Source organism: Rhodococcoides kroppenstedtii (assembly GCF_900111805.1).
GTDB lineage: Bacteria > Actinomycetota > Actinomycetes > Mycobacteriales > Mycobacteriaceae > Rhodococcoides > Rhodococcoides kroppenstedtii.
Genome location: NZ_FOJN01000001.1, coordinates 326,244 through 343,940, shown reverse-complemented (window position 1 = coordinate 343,940; position 17,697 = coordinate 326,244). Strand labels below are relative to the sequence as shown.

13 protein-coding genes are annotated in these 17,697 nt (G+C 71.6%); 12 read left to right on the top strand and 1 reads right to left on the bottom strand.

What is annotated here, in order from left to right:
• Positions 1-51: 51 nt before the first annotated feature.
• From BMZ18_RS01600 to BMZ18_RS01545, 12 genes are all read left to right on the top strand, one after another.
• Positions 52-1,053 carry an iron-siderophore ABC transporter substrate-binding protein gene (locus tag BMZ18_RS01600; protein WP_068100118.1) on the top strand — a complete coding sequence of 334 codons (1,002 nt, stop codon included), beginning with the start codon at positions 52-54 and terminating at the stop codon, positions 1,051-1,053.
• Between the two features lie 57 nt (positions 1,054-1,110).
• Positions 1,111-3,165 carry a S9 family peptidase gene (locus BMZ18_RS01595; RefSeq protein WP_068362316.1) on the top strand — a complete coding sequence of 685 codons (2,055 nt, stop codon included), beginning with the start codon at positions 1,111-1,113 and terminating at the stop codon, positions 3,163-3,165.
• Between the two features lie 10 nt (positions 3,166-3,175).
• Positions 3,176-5,860 carry a valine--tRNA ligase gene (locus tag BMZ18_RS01590; RefSeq protein ID WP_068362313.1) on the top strand — a complete coding sequence of 895 codons (2,685 nt, stop codon included), beginning with the start codon at positions 3,176-3,178 and terminating at the stop codon, positions 5,858-5,860.
• Positions 5,857-7,296 (top strand): bifunctional tetrahydrofolate synthase/dihydrofolate synthase, encoded by a 1,440-nt coding sequence (gene folC / locus BMZ18_RS01585; RefSeq protein WP_068362310.1) that lies wholly within the window; start codon positions 5,857-5,859, stop codon positions 7,294-7,296. Before BMZ18_RS01590 ends, folC begins: the two co-directional genes overlap by 4 nt.
• Entirely contained in the window at positions 7,293-7,700 is a 408-nt protein-coding gene (locus BMZ18_RS01580) for a DUF4233 domain-containing protein (protein WP_068362307.1), read from the top strand. Before folC ends, BMZ18_RS01580 begins: the two co-directional genes overlap by 4 nt.
• A gap of 22 nt (positions 7,701-7,722) precedes the next feature.
• A complete protein-coding gene (gene ndk / locus BMZ18_RS01575; protein WP_068100128.1) occupies positions 7,723-8,136 on the top strand; it encodes a nucleoside-diphosphate kinase in 414 nt (137 codons plus the stop codon).
• 432 nt (positions 8,137-8,568) lie between these two features.
• Positions 8,569-11,946, top strand: a complete 3,378-nt coding sequence (locus tag BMZ18_RS01570) for a translation initiation factor IF-2 N-terminal domain-containing protein (protein WP_074921689.1) — start codon at positions 8,569-8,571, stop codon at positions 11,944-11,946.
• 255 nt (positions 11,947-12,201) lie between these two features.
• A complete protein-coding gene (rplU, locus tag BMZ18_RS01565; protein ID WP_068362302.1) occupies positions 12,202-12,513 on the top strand; it encodes a 50S ribosomal protein L21 in 312 nt (103 codons plus the stop codon).
• Positions 12,514-12,559: 46 nt separating this feature from the next.
• Entirely contained in the window at positions 12,560-12,823 is a 264-nt protein-coding gene (gene rpmA, locus BMZ18_RS01560) for a 50S ribosomal protein L27 (RefSeq protein WP_068100135.1), read from the top strand.
• 145 nt (positions 12,824-12,968) lie between these two features.
• The gene (obgE, locus tag BMZ18_RS01555) at positions 12,969-14,420 is read left to right on the top strand and encodes a GTPase ObgE (protein WP_068100138.1); all 1,452 of its coding nucleotides are present in this window, start codon (positions 12,969-12,971) and stop codon (positions 14,418-14,420) included.
• Positions 14,417-15,520, top strand: coding sequence for a glutamate 5-kinase (gene proB, locus BMZ18_RS01550; protein ID WP_068362299.1), 1,104 nt, complete (start codon positions 14,417-14,419; stop codon positions 15,518-15,520). The genes obgE and proB overlap by 4 nt, the downstream gene beginning before the upstream one ends.
• A gap of 82 nt (positions 15,521-15,602) precedes the next feature.
• Complete coding sequence (locus BMZ18_RS01545) at positions 15,603-16,931, top strand: HNH endonuclease (protein ID WP_244516371.1); 1,329 nt, start codon at positions 15,603-15,605, stop codon at positions 16,929-16,931.
• Here BMZ18_RS01545 and BMZ18_RS19040 read toward each other — a convergent pair.
• Entirely contained in the window at positions 16,908-17,648 is a 741-nt protein-coding gene (locus tag BMZ18_RS19040; protein WP_139203714.1) for an MFS transporter, read from the bottom strand. The genes BMZ18_RS01545 and BMZ18_RS19040 overlap by 24 nt on opposite strands.
• Between the last annotated feature and the right edge of the window lie 49 nt (positions 17,649-17,697).

Sequence of the window (17,697 nt, the reverse complement as noted above, 5' to 3'; positions counted from 1 at the left end):
ACTGCCCCGGTCGTGTCGCTCACGGCCGTCTCCCGAAGGGACTGCTTCACCATGGCCTCGTCGCCCCGCGTGTCACGTCGGTCGTTCCTCCTCGGTGCCTCCGGCGCCCTCGTCGCGCTCGGCGCCGCCGCGTGCGGCTCGGGTTCCGACGGCGGGTCGTCCGACGAGGCCGGCGCCACCGTCACCACGAAGTACGGCGAGATCACGGTGCCGGCCGACCCGCAGCGCGTCGTCAGCGTCGGTTACAACGACCAGGACACCCTCCTCGCGCTCGGCGTGGTCCCGGCCGGCGTCTTCGACTGGTACGGCGACTACCCGGGGGCGACCTGGCCGTGGGCGCAGTCGTTGCTGGGCGGCGCCACGCCGGAGATCGTCGGGACGGCCGCCGAGGGCATCGACGTGGAGAAGGTCGCCGCCGTCGGCCCGGACCTGATCGTCGGCACGTACGCCGGCATCACGCAGGGCCAGTACGACCAGCTGTCGGCGCTCGCCCCGACCGTCACCGCGCCGCCCGGAGTCGCCGACTTCGGCATCTCGTGGCGCGACCAGACGCGCCTGCTCGGCGCCGCCGTCGGCAAGTCCGCCGAGGCCGACACGCAGATCGCCGGCGTCGAGGAGAAGTTCGCCTCGGTGATCGCCGCCAACCCGTCGTTCGCCGGCAAGACGGTGCTGGTGGGCGCTCTGCAGGGCCCCGGACAGTTCGGCGTCTACGGCGCGCAGGACCCGAAGGTGCGGTTCCTCAACGACCTCGGTTTCGTGAACCCGCCGGTCGCCGATCAGGTGGGGGAGGCCAACTTCGCCACCATCAGCACCGAGCAGCTCTCCCTCGCCGACGTCGACCTGCTGGTCTGGTACGCGGGCGGCGGATTCGGGGACAAGCTCCGCGCCGAGCTCGACGCGACGCCGGTCTACCAGCAGCTGCCCGTCGTGCAGGACGGGCGCGTGATCGTGCTCGAGGACGAGGCCGCGGAGGCCCTCGCCTGGAGCACGGTTCTGTCGCTCCCGTTCGCGCTGGACCAGATCCCCGGTCGCCTCGCGCCGCTGGTGCGCTGACCGCCGGGGCAGCGTTCGGTTCGAGCGGTGTCGGGGTGAGCGTCTAGGTTCACGGGCATGGTTGCCGCGCACCCGTTCGCCGATCCCGACACCTACCTCGACACCCCGCGTACGGCGGGACTGGCGTTGTCGCCGGACGGGACGCGTCTGGTCACCGTGCAGTCGACGCTGTCCGAGGACCGCACTCGGTTCGAGACGGCGCTGTGGTCGATCGACCCGGCGGGAAGGGAACCCGCGCGGCGGTTGACGTACGGCGCGCCCGCATCCGATCCGGTGTTCGCGGCCGACGGCCGGCTTCTGTTCCGCCGCGCGGCCGACACCGCCGACTCCTCCCCGAAGGTGCTGTGGGCCTTGGACTTCCGCGGCGGTGAACCGCAGCGTATCGCGCACCGGGCCGGCGGGGTGGACACCGTGCGGTGCGCCGCGCGCTCGGACCGGATCGTCGTCACCGGCCCGGTCCTCGGCGACCCCGACCGGGACGAACAGGTGCGGGCACTGCGCGACAAGGGCGTCACCGCGATCCTCCACGCGGGGTACCCGATGCGGCACTGGGACGCCGACCTCGGACCGGCGGTCACCCACCTGTTCGACGTGGTGGGCGGCGGCGGGATCGGCGGACCCGACGGTGTGTTCACCTCGGTGACGCCCGACGCCGCCGGTCCGTCCGGCGGAGGCGTCTTCCGCGACACCGAGTACGACGTGTCGACGGACGGCGCCCTCGTCGTCGCGACGCGACGCGTCCCCGGGGCCGACGGCGTGACCCGCCACGTCCTGGTGCGGATCGGCCTGCGGGACGGCGCCGGGGGCGCCGAGACTCTCGTCGACGAACCGCACGCCGACCAGTCGTCCCCGCGGATCTCCCCGGACGGCGCGCGGGTGGCCTACCTGCGGACCGAGCATCCGGAACCGGATGCGGCTCCCCGGGTCACCGCGCAGGTGCTCGACCTCGCCACCGGCCGCAGCGAACGCTGGGGTGGGGACTGGGACCGGTGGCCCACCGCACTCGCGTGGACCGCCGACTCGTCGGCGTTGCTGGCCACGGCGGACGACCACGGTCACGCCCCGGTCTTTCGCGTCGACCGCGCGTCGGCGACGCGTCTGACCGACGAGGGTGCGTTCACGGACCTGCAGGTCGCGCCCGGGGGAGATGTCGTGTTCGCCCTGCGGGCGTCGTATCTGGCCCCGCCGCACCCCGTGCGCCTCTCGCTGACCGACGGCACGGTCACCGCGCTGCCGGCGCCCGCCCCGCTGCCGACGCTGCCGGGTTTTCTGGAGGACGTCGACGTGCTCGTCGCGGACGGCACCCGCGTGCGGGCGTGGCTGGCGCTCCCGGAGGGGACGTCGCCGGAATGGCAGGCGCCCCTGGTGCTCTGGGTGCACGGCGGCCCGCTGGGCAGCTGGAACACGTGGTCGTGGCGGTGGAACCCGTGGATGCTCGTCGCCGCCGGCTACGCGGTGCTGATGCCCGACCCGGCACTCTCCACCGGGTACGGGCAGCAGTTCGTCCAGCGCGGGTGGGGCCGCTGGGGCGCCGAGGTCTACACCGACCTGACCACCATCACCGACGCCGTGATCGACCGGCCGGACATCGACAGCACGCGCACGGCCATGATGGGCGGCTCGTTCGGCGGGTACATGGCCAACTGGATGGCGGGCCACACGGATCGGTTCCGCGCCATCGTCTCGCACGCGGGGCTGTGGGCGCTGGATCAGTTCGGGCCGACCACGGACGAGGCGTCGTACTGGGCGCACGAGATGACGCCCGAGATGGCCTTCGAGAACTCCCCGCATCTGTCGGTGGCCGAGATCATCACGCCCATGCTGATCACACACGGCGACAAGGACTTCCGCGTCCCGATCGGCGAGTCGCTCCGGCTGTGGTGGGAGTTGCTCTCCGAGTCCGCCTCGCCCGCCGACGGGAACGGGGAGACCGTGCACCGGTTCCTGTACTTCCCGGACGAGAACCACTGGATCCTGAAGCCACCCCACATCGCCGTCTGGTACGGCGCGGTGCTGGCCTTCCTCTCGACGCACGTGCTCGGTCGCGAGCTGCCCATGCCCGCGGCGCTGGGCGTCCGACCGGGCAGAACCGGCGCATCGGACGAGAACTAGAATCGACCGAGTGACCGATACTGCGTCGACTGCGTCCGACCCGACTCCCGCCGACCGCCTGCCGAAGGCGTGGAACCCCGGCGACGTCGAGGCCGACCTCTACCAGGGCTGGGTCGACGCCGGATACTTCACCGCCGATCCGGACAGCGCGCGACCCGGCTACTCGATCGTGCTGCCGCCGCCCAACGTCACCGGCAGCCTGCACATGGGCCACGCTCTCGACCACACGCTGATGGACGTGCTCTCGCGGCGCAAGCGGATGCAGGGCTACGAGGTGCTGTGGCTGCCCGGCATGGATCACGCCGGCATCGCGACGCAGTCGCTGGTGGAGAAGCAGCTCGCGGCCGAGGGCACCACGCGCGACGAGCTGGGCCGCGAGGCGTTCGTCGAGCGGGTGTGGCAATGGAAGCGTGAGTCCGGCGGCACCATCGGCGAGCAGATGCGTCGGCTCGGTGACGGTGTCGACTGGAGCCGCGAGCGGTTCACCATGGACGAGGGTCTCTCGCGCGCGGTGCAGACCATCTTCAAGGAACTCTACGACCGCGGACTCATCTACCGCGCCGAGCGACTGGTCAACTGGTCGCCCGTGCTGCAGACCGCCATCTCCGACATCGAGGTCAAGTACGAGGACGTCGACGGCGAGTTGGTCTCGCTGCGCTACGGCTCGCTGAACGACGACGAGCCGCACGTCGTGGTCGCCACCACCCGCGTCGAGACGATGCTCGGAGACACCGCCGTCGCCGTGCATCCCGACGACGAGCGGTACCGCGACCTCGTCGGCACCACGCTCCCGCATCCGTTCCTGGACCGCGAGATTCCCGTCATCGCCGACGACTACGTCGACCCCGAGTTCGGTACGGGCGCGGTGAAGATCACCCCCGCACACGACCCCAACGACTTCGAGATGGGCGTGCGGCACTCGCTGCCCATGCCGTCGATCATGGACACCGAGGGCCGCATCACCGGCACGGGAACGCAGTTCGACGGTCTCGACCGGTTCGAGGCCCGCGTGAAGGTCCGCGAGGCGCTCGCCGAGCAGGGCCGCGTCGTCGCCGAGAAGCGGCCCTACACGCACATCGTCGGGCACTCCGAGCGCAGTGGAGAACCCATCGAGCCGCGCCTGTCCCTGCAGTGGTGGGTGGACGTGTCCTCGCTCGCCGCCGCGGCCGGTGACGCCGTGCGCTCGGGGGAGACCACGATCCACCCGACCAGCCAGGAGCCGCGCTGGTTCTCGTGGGTCGACGACATGCACGACTGGTGCATCTCTCGCCAATTGTGGTGGGGCCACCGCATTCCCATCTGGTACGGCCCCGACGGCGAGACCGTCTGCCTCGGTCCGGACGAGACCGCGCCCGAGGGCTGGACGCAGGATCCCGACGTGCTGGACACGTGGTTCTCGTCGGGCCTGTGGCCCTTCTCGACCATGGGATGGCCCGAGCGGACCCCGGACCTCGAGAAGTTCTATCCGACCTCCGTCCTGGTCACCGGCTACGACATCCTGTTCTTCTGGGTGGCCCGGATGATGATGTTCGGCACCGCGATCGCGGACTCGGTGCCCGGCCCCGTCCCGTTCCGAGACGTGTTCCTGCACGGGCTCGTTCGCGACGAGCATGGCCGCAAGATGAGCAAGTCCAAGGGCAACGGCATCGATCCGCTCGACTGGGTGGACCGGTTCGGCGCCGACGCCCTGCGCTTCACGCTCGCCCGCGGCGCGCACCCCGGCGGTGATCTGTCGGTCGGCGAGGACAACGCACAGTCCTCGCGCAACTTCGCCACCAAGCTGTTCAACGCGACCAAGTTCGCGCTCATGAACGGCGCGACGGTGGGGGAGTTGCCCGCGCGGGACACGCTGACCGACGCCGACCGGTGGATCCTCGACCGTCTCGCGACGGTCCGCGCCGAGGTCGACGACGCCCTGGACCGGTACGAGTTCGGCAAGGCCTGCGAGGCGCTCTACCACTTCGTCTGGGACGAGGTCTGCGACTGGTACCTCGAGCTGGCCAAGGTGCAGTTCGCCGGGCCGGCCGGGACTGCCGCCGACACCGAGGACCGGGCCGCGGCGACCCGGCTCGTGCTCGGCACCGTGCTCGATTCCGTGCTGCGCCTGCTGCATCCGGTGATCCCGTTCGTCACCGAGACGTTGTGGACCGCCCTCACCGGCGGTGAATCCGTCGTCGTCGCGGAGTGGCCCAAGGAGACCGGCGTGGGCGCCGATCCGGTGGCGCAGCAGCGCGTCGCCGACGCCCAGAAGCTCATCACCGAGGTGCGGCGCTTCCGGAGCGACCAGGGCGTCAAGCCCAAGCAGCGGGTGCCCGCACGCCTGGTGGGAACGGACGACGCGGAGCTGACCTCGCTGGTGCCGGCCGTGCAGGCGCTCGCGTTCCTCACCGAGCCCGAGGCCGACGCCGGGTTCACCGAGTCCGCGTCCATCGAGGTGCGACTGTCGCGGGCGACCGTGACGGTGGCCGTCGACACGTCCGGCACCGTCGACGTCGCGGCCGAGATCAAGCGCGCGGAGAAGGATCTCGCGGCCGCGCGCAAGGAGCTCGAGACCACCACGGCGAAGCTCGGCAACGAGGCGTTCGTCGCCAAGGCTCCCGAGGCCGTCGTACAGAAGATCACCGCCCGGCAGCAGCTGGCGCGCGACGAGGTCGAGCGGCTGACCAAGCGCCTCGGCGACCTGGGCTCCGCGTGAGCGGCCCGGTCGACGGCGCGGCGGACGGCACCCCCGCCGCCCCGTCGCCGGTGGACCTCGCCGAGTTCACCCTGGTGGAGTCGGAGCTGGACCGCCGCTGGGGCGAGACCACCATCGAGCCGTCGCTCACCCGCATTCGGGCTCTGATGGACCTGCTCGGCTCGCCGCAGGCGAGCTACCCCGCCATCCACGTCGCCGGCACCAACGGCAAGACGTCGGTCACGCGCATGATCGAGTCTCTGCTGCGGGCGTTCCACCGCCGGACGGGCCGGACCACCAGCCCACATCTGCAGCTCGCCACCGAACGCATCGCGATCGACGGGGTGCCGCTGACGCCTCGCCAGTACGTCGACACCTACCGCGACGTCCTGCCGTACGTGGAGATGATCGACGAGCGCAGCCAGGCCGCCGGCGGACCCGCGATGAGCAAGTTCGAGGTGCTGACCGCGATGGCGTTCGCCGCGTTCGCGGAGGCACCGGTCGACGTCGCCGTCGTCGAGGTCGGACTGGGCGGGACGTGGGACGCCACCAACGTCGTCGACGCCCAGGTCGCCGTCATCACCCCGGTCGGGATGGACCACACCGAGTACCTCGGTGAGGATCTCGCGTCCATCGCAGGGGAGAAGGCGGGCATCGTCAAGCGCGCGCCCGAGCGGCTCGACCCCGTCGACACCGTCGTGATCGTCGACGAGCAGCAGCCCGAGGCGATGGAGGTGATCCTGCGCCGCGCCGTCGAGTCCGACGCCGCCGTCGCCCGCGCCGGGTCGGAATTCGTCGTGCTCTCGCGCCGCGTCGCCGTCGGCGGTCAGCAGCTCGAACTCCGCGGGCTCGGCGGGGTCTACGACGACATCTTCCTGCCGTTGCACGGCGCTCATCAGGCCCGGAACGCGTCCGTCGCCCTCGCGGCCGTCGAGGCGTTCTTCGGGGCGGGTGCCGACCACGGCCTCGACCTCGACACCGTCCGCGAGGGATTCGCCACCGTCGTCAATCCGGGTCGGCTCGAGCGGGTGCGGAACGCCCCCACCGTCTTCGTCGACGCCGCCCACAACCCGCACGGTGCCGCGGCGCTCGCGACGACGCTCGGCGAGGAATTCGATTTCCGCAAGCTCGTCGGCGTCGTCGCCGTCATGAAGGACAAGGACGTCGACGGCATTCTCACCGCCCTCGAACCGGTCTTCGACGAGATCGTCGTGACCACGAACGGCTCGCCCCGCGGCCTCGAGGTCGACGCTCTCGCCGACGCGGCGGTCGCCAAGTTCGGCGACGAACGCGTCGTGGTCGCCGAGACCCTGCCCGACGCCCTCGAGATCGCCATCGGCATCGCCGAGGACGTCGCGGACGAAGGGGAGGCGGTGTCCGGTGCGGGCGTCGTCGTCACCGGGTCTGTGGTCACCGCCGGAGCCGCGCGCACTCTCTTCGGGAAGGACCCAGCATGACCACCGCTCCGACCCCCGAGGGCGGGTCCGTTCCGCCGCCCGCGCGCGATCCGTGGAAGGGGTTCCGCGGCGTCTGCGCCGGCACCCTGGTGCTCGAGGCCATCGTCGTCTTTCTGGCGTTGCCCGTCGTCGCGACCGTCGGCGGGGGGCTGTCCTGGATCAGCGGGACCTACATCGTCGGACTCGGCATCGTCATGCTGCTCGGCGCCGGCCTCCAGGGGCGACCGTGGGCGTTGCAGTTCAACGTCGCCCTGCAGGTGCTGGTGATCGTGGGATTCCTGGCGCATCCGTCGATCGCGATCGTCGGGCTGCTCTTCTCCTGCGTGTGGGCGTACCTCATCTACCTCCGCCGCGATCTGCGCAAGCGCATCGCGGAGGGACGCCTGCCCAGTCAGCGCGAGTGACCAGGACGCTAGGCTCTGCCGCGTGACCGAACGCACTCTCGTACTGATCAAGCCCGACGGCGTCGCCCGCAAGTTCGTCGGAGAGATCCTCGGCCGGGTCGAACGCAAGGGCCTGGACATCGTCGCCCTGAAGCTGCTCACCGTGTCCGAGGAGGACGCGACCGCGCACTACGCCGAGCACGCCGAGAAGTCCTTCTTCCCCGAGCTCCTGGGGTTCATCACGTCGGGCCCCCTGGTCGCCGCCGTGCTCGAGGGGCCGCGCGCCATCGCCGCGTTCCGGCAGATCGCCGGCGGAACCGACCCGGTGGCCAAGGCCGTGCCCGGCACCATCCGTGCCGACCTCGCGCTCGACGGCCAGCAGAACCTGGTGCACGGATCGGATTCGCCGGAATCCGCCGCCCGGGAGATCGCGATCTGGTTCCCCGAACTGGGCTGATGCCGCCGGCCCCGGAACGGTCGACACCTCGGGCGACCGTTCCGGCCACGGGTGGCGTGGGTGAACACATCCGTGTGGGATACTGACGGAGGTCGCGGCGCGCACCACGCGCAGGCGACCGGATGACATCCACGGCACCCGGTGCCCGTCATCGCGGACCGCGCGTCGGTCGTCGTGCCCTCCGGCACCTCGACGGACGGCGACGCTGAGGACGAGGCGCTCGGACCGGCCATCCGCCCAGGCATTCGCGGTACCCGTCGACGACCGTTCCGGTCGGCGACGGGCCGAGATGCGACCCGACCTCGTCGAACCCGCCCGGGTTCCGCGAACAGACCAAGGCACCCGCGTGGCCGCGGTTCGTGTCGACGGACGACGCCCCCACCAGGGGCCGACCGTTCGCGACGACCGCGCCCGGGGCCCCGAGGAGAACACGTGGCCGATCACGAGCCGCCCAGAAACTTCCCCGAGCGCATCCGCGTTCACGCCCTGGCCAAGCTCCTCGGAGTGACCAGCAAGCAGGTCGTCGCTCAGCTCGCCGAGATGGGCAAGGACGTCCGCAGCGTGCAGTCCAGCGTCGTGCGTGAGGACGCCGAGACGGTGGCCAGCGCGCTCGACGCGCCGGCCGGCGAGGCGGCTGCCGTCGACCCGGCCGACGTTCCCGCCGAGGAGCAGGCCGGAGCCTCCACTGCCGACGAGAGCCCGGCGTCCGTCACCGAGCCCGACCTCTTCACGTCGGCCCCTGCGCCGACGACGCCGGACGAGTCCGAGGCGCCCGCTCCCGAGGTGCGGCCGGCGGACGTCCCGCTCTTCCTCCAGCCCGAGCCCGCACCGGAGGCGCCGCGTCGGCGTCGTGCGTCCACGCGCAAGGCTGCCCCGGCCGAGCCCGCCGCGCCGGAGCCGGTGGCCGATGCCGAGCAGGTCGACGCCGCGACGGCCGAGGCCGGACAGGCGGACTCCGCACCGGCCGATGCCGCGCAGAAGGACGCCGCGCCGACCGACGGTCCCCGCAGCGAGTCCGATCAGGACGACAGCGAGTCCGGCAGCGGACCGCGTCGCCGTCGTCGCGGACGGCGAGGCCGTGGCCGTGGCCGTGGTGACGCCGGGAACGACGACACCGGTGAGAACGGCGGAGAGTCGGGCGACGACGCCACCGACACGCCGACGACCGGCGGGGCGGACACCGCCACCGACACGACGTCCGACGAGTCCGCTGCCGACGGCAGTGGAGCCGACGACGATGCAGCGGCCACCGAGGGTGCCGACTCGACCGACGCCCCCAAGCGTGGCCGTCGCCGCAGCCGTCGCGGCGGGCAGAAGAATGCCGACGCCGCAGACACTGCCGACACCGCCGAGGAGTCGACAGGCAGCACCGACGCCGCGTCCACGGAGACCGCCGACACGGCAGCGTCCGACGAGTCCGACAAGTCCGACGATTCGCAGGACGGCACCGCCGAATCCGACGAGACCGGCGGGGAGTCGGCCAGCCGTCGTCGACGCCGTCGGCGCCGCCGCAAGAGCGGCGGTGGCGACGGAGACGACACCACCAGCGAGGACGATCCGCCGAACACGGTCGTCCACGAGCGCGAGCCGCGCCAGCGGGCCAAGAAGGACGAGGTTCAGGGCATCTCGGGGTCGACCCGACTCGAGGCCAAGCGGCAGCGTCGTCGGGACGGACGGGACGCGGGACGTCGCCGTCCGCCGATTCTCACCGAGTCCGAGTTCCTCGCGCGCCGGGAATCGGTCGACCGCACCATGGTCGTCCGGGAGAAGTCGCTCGCCGGCCACCCCGATCTGACGCAGGTGGGGGTGCTCGAGGACGGCGTTCTGGTCGAGCACTTCGTGACCAGTACGTCGTCGGGCTCGATCGTCGGCAACATCTACCTGGGGCGCGTGCAGAACGTGCTGCCCAGCATGGAAGCGGCGTTCATCGACATCGGCAAGGGGCGCAACGGTGTGCTCTACGCCGGCGAAGTCGACTGGGACGCCGCAGGTCTGGGCGGCAACAGTCGCAAGATCGAGCAGGCGCTGAAGTCGGGCGACCAGGTGCTGGTGCAGGTCTCCAAGGACCCGGTGGGTCACAAGGGTGCGCGCCTCACCACGCAGATCTCGTTGGCCGGACGCTTCCTCGTGTACGTGCCGGGCGGGTCGTCCACGGGCATCAGCCGCAAGCTGCCCGACAACGAGCGCAAACGGCTCAAGGACATCCTGCGCGACATCGTTCCCGCCGATGCCGGGGTCATCATCCGCACCGCGTCCGAGGGCGTCAGTGCCGAGGAGCTCGAGCGCGACGTCACCCGGCTGCAGTCGCAGTGGGCGGCCATCCAGGAGCGGTCGTCGAACGCCGAATCGAGCAAGGGATCGTCGCCGGTCACCCTGTACGAGGAGCCGGATCTTCTGGTCAAGGTCGTGCGCGACCTGTTCAACGAGGACTTCTCGGGTCTGGTCATCGAGGGCGAACGCGCGTGGTCGACCGTGCAGAGCTACATCGAGGCCGTGGCTCCGGACATGCTGCCGCGGGTGACGCGCTACGAGTCGACGTCCAAGGACGTGGACGTCTTCGCCGCGTACCGCATCGACGAGCAACTGGCCAAGGCGCTCGACCGCAAGGTGTGGCTGCCGTCCGGCGGCACCCTCGTGATCGACCGCACCGAGGCGATGACCGTGGTCGACGTCAACACCGGCAAGTTCACCGGCGAGGGCGGCAACCTCGAGGAGACCGTCACGCGGAACAACCTGGAGGCGGCCGAGGAGGTCGTGCGCCAGATGCGGCTGCGCGACATCGGCGGAATGATCGTCGTCGACTTCATCGACATGGTCCTCGAATCCAACCGTGACCTGGTTCTGCGTCGCCTCACCGAGGCGCTCGGCCGGGATCGCACGCGCCACCAGGTGTCCGAGGTGACCTCCCTCGGCCTGGTCCAGATGACCCGCAAGCGCATGGGCACCGGACTGATCGAGGCGTTCTCGACCACCTGCGAGCACTGCCACGGCCGCGGCATCGTCGTCCACCAGTTCCCGGTCGAGACGGCCAAGGACGACGGCGGGCGCGGATCGCGCGATCAGCAGGGTGGGTCGCGACGCAAGCGTGGCGGCCGGTCCGCCGACCGCGACAAGTCGTCGGACACCGAGAGCGACACCACCGGCGAAACCGACTCCGGTGACGCCGCGGAGTCGGCTGCCTCGGAGGCGAAGGTCGCGCCGCGCCAGCCGCATCCCGTCGCCCTCGCGATGGCCGCTCACCACCACCAGGACGAGCCTGCGGGTGACCCCGTCGCCGTCGTACAGGGCGACCCCGTCGCCGAGGCGGAAGGCGACCCCGTCGCCGAGGTGGCGGGCGACCCCGTCGCGGATGCCGAAGCAGCCGTCGAGGCGGTGCGGGAGGCCGAGACCGCTGCATCGGTCGAGCCGGTGCAGGCCGACGCCGAGCAGCCCGTGGCGCCGGCGGAGCCCGAGCAGCCCGTAGCGCCGGCAGAGCCCGAGCAGCCCGCTGAGCCCGAGAAGCCGGCAGCCCGCCCGCGTCGCGCCCGCCGGGTCGCACGGGCGGCGGCCGCGCCGGCCGGGGATTCGGCCGGCACCGTGATCGTCGTCCCGGCTCAGGATGCGGCCGTGGGTTCGGCTGGGGGCCCGGTCGCGGGCTCGTCGGCCGACGGATCAGCGTCGGAGAACTCGGATACTGCAGCGTCCGGGGAGTCCGCGCCCGAGGCGTCGGTCACCACCGGGGGAGCGGCGTCCGCCTCGGCGGCCACGCCGGTGCGTCGTCCCCGACGTCGCGCCGCAGGTCGCCCCGCCGGTCCGCCGGTGGAGGAGTAGGGAAGGGTAGGTCCGGGAGGTGGGGCGTCACCGGTTTGACCCGGCACGACGCTCTCCCGTAATCTTGGACGGTCGCTGTCGGCGACGCGGCCGTGTCGTGCCCATCTCTCGGGTGGGTCCCGCCCGCTGTGCCGGCCAGCAGATCATCACTGGATGCGACGGCCCCCCGGTTCGCCGGAGGTCGTGTCGCGCCGAGAGACCAGTCGCCCCCACACGGGGAGCGAACACGTTCGACAAGCAAGGGGTAGCCGTCCGATGGCAACGTACGCGATCGTCAAGACCGGCGGAAAGCAGTACAAGGTCGCAGTGGGTGACCTCGTCAAGGTCGAGAAGATCGAGGGAGAGCCCGGCACGGCCGTCTCGCTTGACCCGGTTCTCGTCGTCGACGGCGCCGAGCTGACCACCGACGCCGACAAGCTGGCCACGGTGTCGGTCGCCGGCGAGATCGTCGAGCACACCAAGGGCCCGAAGATCCGCATCCACAAGTTCAAGAACAAGACCGGCTACCACAAGCGTCAGGGACACCGGCAGAAGCTGACCGTCCTCAAGGTCACCGGCATCAACTGACGTCGTCCGACGTTCTGATCTCTCTACCGACCCCGGAGGGTTTCTCATGGCACACAAGAAGGGCGCGTCCAGCTCACGCAACGGTCGCGATTCCAACGCTCAGCGACTCGGCGTCAAGCGCTTCGGCGGCCAGGACGTCAACGCAGGCGAAATCCTGGTCCGTCAGCGTGGCACGCACTTCCACCCCGGCGTGAACGTCGGCCGTGGTGGCGACGACACGCTCTTCGCCCTCGCTGCGGGCTCGGTCCTGTTCGGCACCAAGCGTGGCCGCAAGACCGTCAACATCGTTCCGGCCGCCGCAGAGGTCTGATCCTCCTGCGGCACTGCGGGAAGCATGCTTCCCGCTGACCGACACGTTCCCGGCAGGGGCGGCTCGGAGGGCTTGTGCTCTCCGGCCGCCCCTGTCGGCGTTTCACCACTCACCACCTGCATCACCGCTCGGAAGGACCTCTCCCATGTCGCGCTTCGTCGACCGCGTCACACTGCACGTCAGTGCAGGAAAGGGCGGCAACGGATGCTCGTCCGTGCACCGGGAGAAGTTCAAGCCCCTCGGCGGCCCCGACGGCGGTAACGGTGGGCGCGGCGGCAACGTCGTGCTCGTCGTCGACTCCGGCGTGCACACCCTCCTCGACTTCCACTTCCACCCGTACGCGAAGGGCGGCAACGGCACGCAGGGTGCTGGAAGCAACCGCGACGGGGCCATCGGTGAGGACCTGATCCTGCGCGTGCCGGACGGCACCGTCGTGCTGGACAAGGACGGTCGGATCCTCGCCGACATGATCGGGGAGGGCACCCGGTTCGAGGCGGCGGCCGGCGGTCGCGGTGGCCTCGGGAACGCCGCTCTCGCCTCGCGCGCCCGCAAGGCGCCCGGCTTCGCCCTGCTCGGCGAGGACGGCGAGGAACGCGACCTGGTTCTCGAGCTGAAGTCCGTCGCGGACGTCGGCCTGGTCGGATTTCCCAGCGCCGGGAAGTCGTCGCTCGTCTCGGTGCTGTCGGCGGCCAAGCCGAAGATCGCGGACTACCCGTTCACCACGTTGGTGCCGAACCTCGGCGTCGTCTCGAGCGGCGAGACCACCTTCACCGTCGCCGACGTGCCGGGTCTGATTCCGGGTGCCAGTCAGGGCAAGGGGCTCGGCCTCGACTTCCTGCGTCACCTCGAGCGGTGCGCCGTGCTGGCCCACGTGGTCGACTGCGCCACCCTCGATCCGGGGCGTGACCCGGTGTCCGACGTGGAGGCGCTGGAAGCCGAGTTGGCGGCGTACGTGCCGGCGCTGTCGGGCGACGCGAGCCTGGGCGATCTGGCGGACCGGCCGCGCATCGTCGTGCTGAACAAGGTGGACGTGCCCGAGGCCGCGGAACTGGCGGACATGGTCCGCCCCGACTTCGAGGCCAAGGGCTGGCCGGTGTTCACCATCTCGGCCGTGAGTCGAGAAGGCCTGCGCCCGTTGACCTTCGCGCTGGCCGAGCTGGTGGCGCAGTACCGGCGCGACCACCCGAAGGCGGCGCCGCGTCGGCAGGTCATCCGGCCCGTCGCGACGGATCGTGCGGGCTTCAGCGTCATCGCCGATCCCGACGAGCCAGGCGGCTTCATCGTGCGCGGAGAGCGTCCCGAGCGGTGGGTCAAGCAGACCGCGTTCGACAACGACGAGGCCGTGGGCTACCTCGCGGACCGGCTCGCGCGGCTCGGCGTCGAGGACGAGTTGGTCAAGCAGGGTGCGCAGCCCGGCGCTCCCGTCACCATCGGTGACGTCAGCTTCGACTGGGAACCGCAGACCCCCGCGGGTGTCGAGGTCACCCTCACCGGTCGCGGCACCGACTCGCGTATCGACCAGGTGGAGCGCATCGGCGCGGCCGAGCGCAAGCATGCGCGTCGGGTCCGCCGAGGTCTGGAGACCGACGAGCAGTGACCGGAACGCGGGAGACCATCGCGGCCGCACGGTCCGTGGTGGTGAAGATCGGATCGTCGGCGCTCACCTCGATGGCCGAGGGCCTCGACGTCTCTCGTCTCGACGCGCTGGCCGACGCCATCGAGGCGCGGATGCGACGCGGCTCGGACGTGGTGGTCGTCTCGTCCGGTGCGATCGGGGCGGGCATGGCTCCGCTGGGGTTGCGACGACGCCCGCAGGACCTGGCGACGAAGCAGGCGGCGGCCAGTGTGGGGCAGTTGGCGTTGGCGCATGCGTGGGGAACGTCCTTCGCCCGGCACGGGCGGACCGTCGGCCAGGTTCTGCTGACGGCCGAGGACATCGCCCGCCGCGCGAACCACCGCAACGCGCAGCGGACGCTCGACCGATTGCGTTCGCTCGGCGCGGTGGCCGTGGTCAACGAGAACGACACCGTGGCGACCACCGAGATCCGCTTCGGCGACAACGACCGGCTGGCGGCGCTGGTCGCACACCTCGTGGGTGCGGACGCGTTGGTTCTGCTCTCCGACGTCGACGGGCTCTACGACGGTGACCCCCGCAAGGATCCCGCCGCGAGGCTGATCCCGGAGGTCGACGGACCCGAAGACCTGGACGGGGTGGTCGCCGGATCGGGTGGCGCGCTGGGGACCGGCGGAATGGCCTCCAAGCTGTCCGCGGCGCGGCTCGCGGCGGACGCCGGCGTTCCCGTCCTGCTGGCCGCGGCGTCGGACGCGGCCTCCGCGTTGGCCGGTGGGACGACGGGCACCGTGTTCGCCGCGCGACCGACGCGGCTGTCGGCGCGACGATTCTGGGTGCGTCATGCCGCCGACACCAGTGGGGGACTCACCCTCGACGCCGGTGCGGTCGAGGCCGTCGTCGGGCGTCGGCGATCGCTGCTGTCCGCCGGAATCACCTCCGTCACAGGGACTTTCGATGCCGGTGACGTGGTCTCGCTGCACGCCGACGACGGCACCCCGGTCGCGCGGGGGGTGGTCGCCTACGACTCGGCCGAGCTGGCGGGGATGCTCGGGAAGTCGACGAGCGACCTCGCGCCCGACGCGCGGCGGCCGGTGGTGCACGCCGACGATCTCGTCGCCGTCTGACCGGCGGTCGCGTTCATCGGCCGGGCGTTCGTGTCGTACCCCTGTGTCATGGTGTCGGTGACACGAATTCGGGGGGATTCACGTGGAGAAACATCTGTGCGGTGACGAGTTGTCGCCGAACGATATTCGACGATTTCTGACACGCATCGCGACCATCACCGTCGACAAGGCAGTCCGGGACGGTGGGGCCGCGGCGATCGAGACCATCACCGCGCTCGAGGAGTTGAAAGCCGCCGCGGCCGGCGCCCAGGCGGTGTTGACGACCCTGGTGGCCGACACCATCCGACAGCAACGCAGGGAGGCCGGGCGCCCCGCCGCCCGGTGGAACACCGGCATCGCCACCCAGATCGGCCTCGCCCGGAAGGACTCACCGCACCGCGGCAGCACCCACCTCGGCCTCGCCCGCGCCCTCACCACCGAGATGCCCCACACCCTCGGCCAACTGCGCCGCGGGGACCTCTCCGAATGGCGGGCCACCCTGCTGGTCCGCGAAACCGCCTGCCTCACCGCCGAGGACCGACGGCTCGTCGACACCCGCCTCTGCGCCGACCCCGCCACCCTGGCCGGCCAGGGCGACAGCACCGTCGCGGCGATGGCCGCACGGCTGGCCGCCGAACTCGACGCCGCCGCCGTCGCCCGCCGCAAGGCCCGCGCCGCCCAGCAGCGCCGCGTCACCGTCCGCCCCGCCCCGGAGTTCATGGGCCACCTCGGCGCGCTGCTGCCGATGGACCGCGCCGTCTGCGTCTGGGCCACCCTGCGCCGGGATGCGGACACCATTGTCGCCACCGGCGACGCCGACGGGCGCACCCGCGATCAGATCATGGCGGACCTGCTCGTCGAGCGGACCGTCGGTCTCGCCCCCACCATGGGCCCACCGGTGGCGGTGCAGGTCGTCATCTCCGACCAGAGTCTCCTCGGCGGCAGCAACGTCCCCGCCGAGGTGCCCGGGTACGGGCCGATTCCCGCCGCCGCGGCACGGGCATGGATCCACGACGCCGTCGACACCGACACCGACACCGAGGTGACGCTCCGCAAGCTCTACGCCCGCCCCGCCGACGGCCACCTCACTGCGGTGGAGTCGGTCCCCCGTTGCTTCCCCACCGGTCTGGCCCGGTTGATCGACCTGCGGGACCGCACCTGCCGCACCCCGTGGTGCGACGCCCCAATCCGCCACCACGACCACATCACCCCGCACGAGGACGGCGGACCGACCACCGCCGACAACGGCCTCGGCCTCTGCGCGGCCTGCAACCACGCCAAACAAGGCGACGGCTGGACCACCACCAGAACCGACGACCCCGACGACACCGACGGCAGCGACGTGCACACCGTGGAGTTCCGCACCCCCACCGGCCACACCTACCGATCGACCCCACCGCCGCAGCCGCTACCCCTGCGGCACGTGAGTTGACGTGCGTTTTCGCAACACGGTGGCCAGGGCGGCGACGGTGAGGCCCGCCACCACCATGGACCAGAGCGCCCAGCCGTATCCGAGCTGCCCGGCGAGGGTGCCGAATCCGATCGGGGCCACGAGGATGCCGATGCGGGCCACCAGCGAGACCACCGACAGCGCGGTGCCCGCAGCGATGCCGGGGAGCCGGCCCGCCATGCCGAACACCGCCGGGAAGATCGGTGCGGCACCGAGGCCGGCCACCGCGAACATCACCACCGCGAGGGTGGGGGAGGTGACCCACGGTGCAGCGAGGAAAGCCGAGGCGATGGCCACGGACCCGCCGATCAGAACGCGGTGGCGGCCCGCGCGGTCCACGACGGCGTCGCCGACGAGGCGGCCGATGAACATCGCCGTCGAGAATGCGACCACGGTGAGTCCGGCGGGTCCGGGCGTCGCCCCGAGGTCGGTCGCGTACAGCGCGCCCCAGGACTGGGGGAGGTCCTCGACGAGCGAGGAAACGAACACGAGTGCGCCGAGCAGAGCGAGGGCCGCGGCCGGACCCGACCGGCCCGGGAGGACCGAACGACGCGGCGGTCCCGCGAGATCGGGCTGCCCGGGGCGGTCCGGGCTGTCGGGTTCGCGGTGCCCGGTGTCCGGCTCGAGGTGGCGCGCGGTGAGCGCGGTGAGAGCGAGCAGGACCGCGGCGACCACGGCGAAGTGGACCCCGACGGGCACGGCGAGTGCCGCGGCACCCGCGCCGATCAGCCCACCGGTGACGGCGCCG

Bases quoted from the DNA above. Each gene is read 5' to 3' on its own strand.
- BMZ18_RS01580 (WP_068362307.1), top strand. From the start codon at position 7,293: ATGACCACCGCTCCGACCCCCGAGGGCGGGTCCGTTCCGCCGCCCGCG.
- rpmA (WP_068100135.1), top strand. From the start codon at position 12,560: ATGGCACACAAGAAGGGCGCGTCCAGCTCACGCAACGGTCGCGATTCC.
- rplU (WP_068362302.1), top strand. From the start codon at position 12,202: ATGGCAACGTACGCGATCGTCAAGACCGGCGGAAAGCAGTACAAGGTC.
- BMZ18_RS01600 (WP_068100118.1), top strand. From the start codon at position 52: ATGGCCTCGTCGCCCCGCGTGTCACGTCGGTCGTTCCTCCTCGGTGCC.
- obgE (WP_068100138.1), top strand. From the start codon at position 12,969: ATGTCGCGCTTCGTCGACCGCGTCACACTGCACGTCAGTGCAGGAAAG.
- BMZ18_RS01595 (WP_068362316.1), top strand. From the start codon at position 1,111: ATGGTTGCCGCGCACCCGTTCGCCGATCCCGACACCTACCTCGACACC.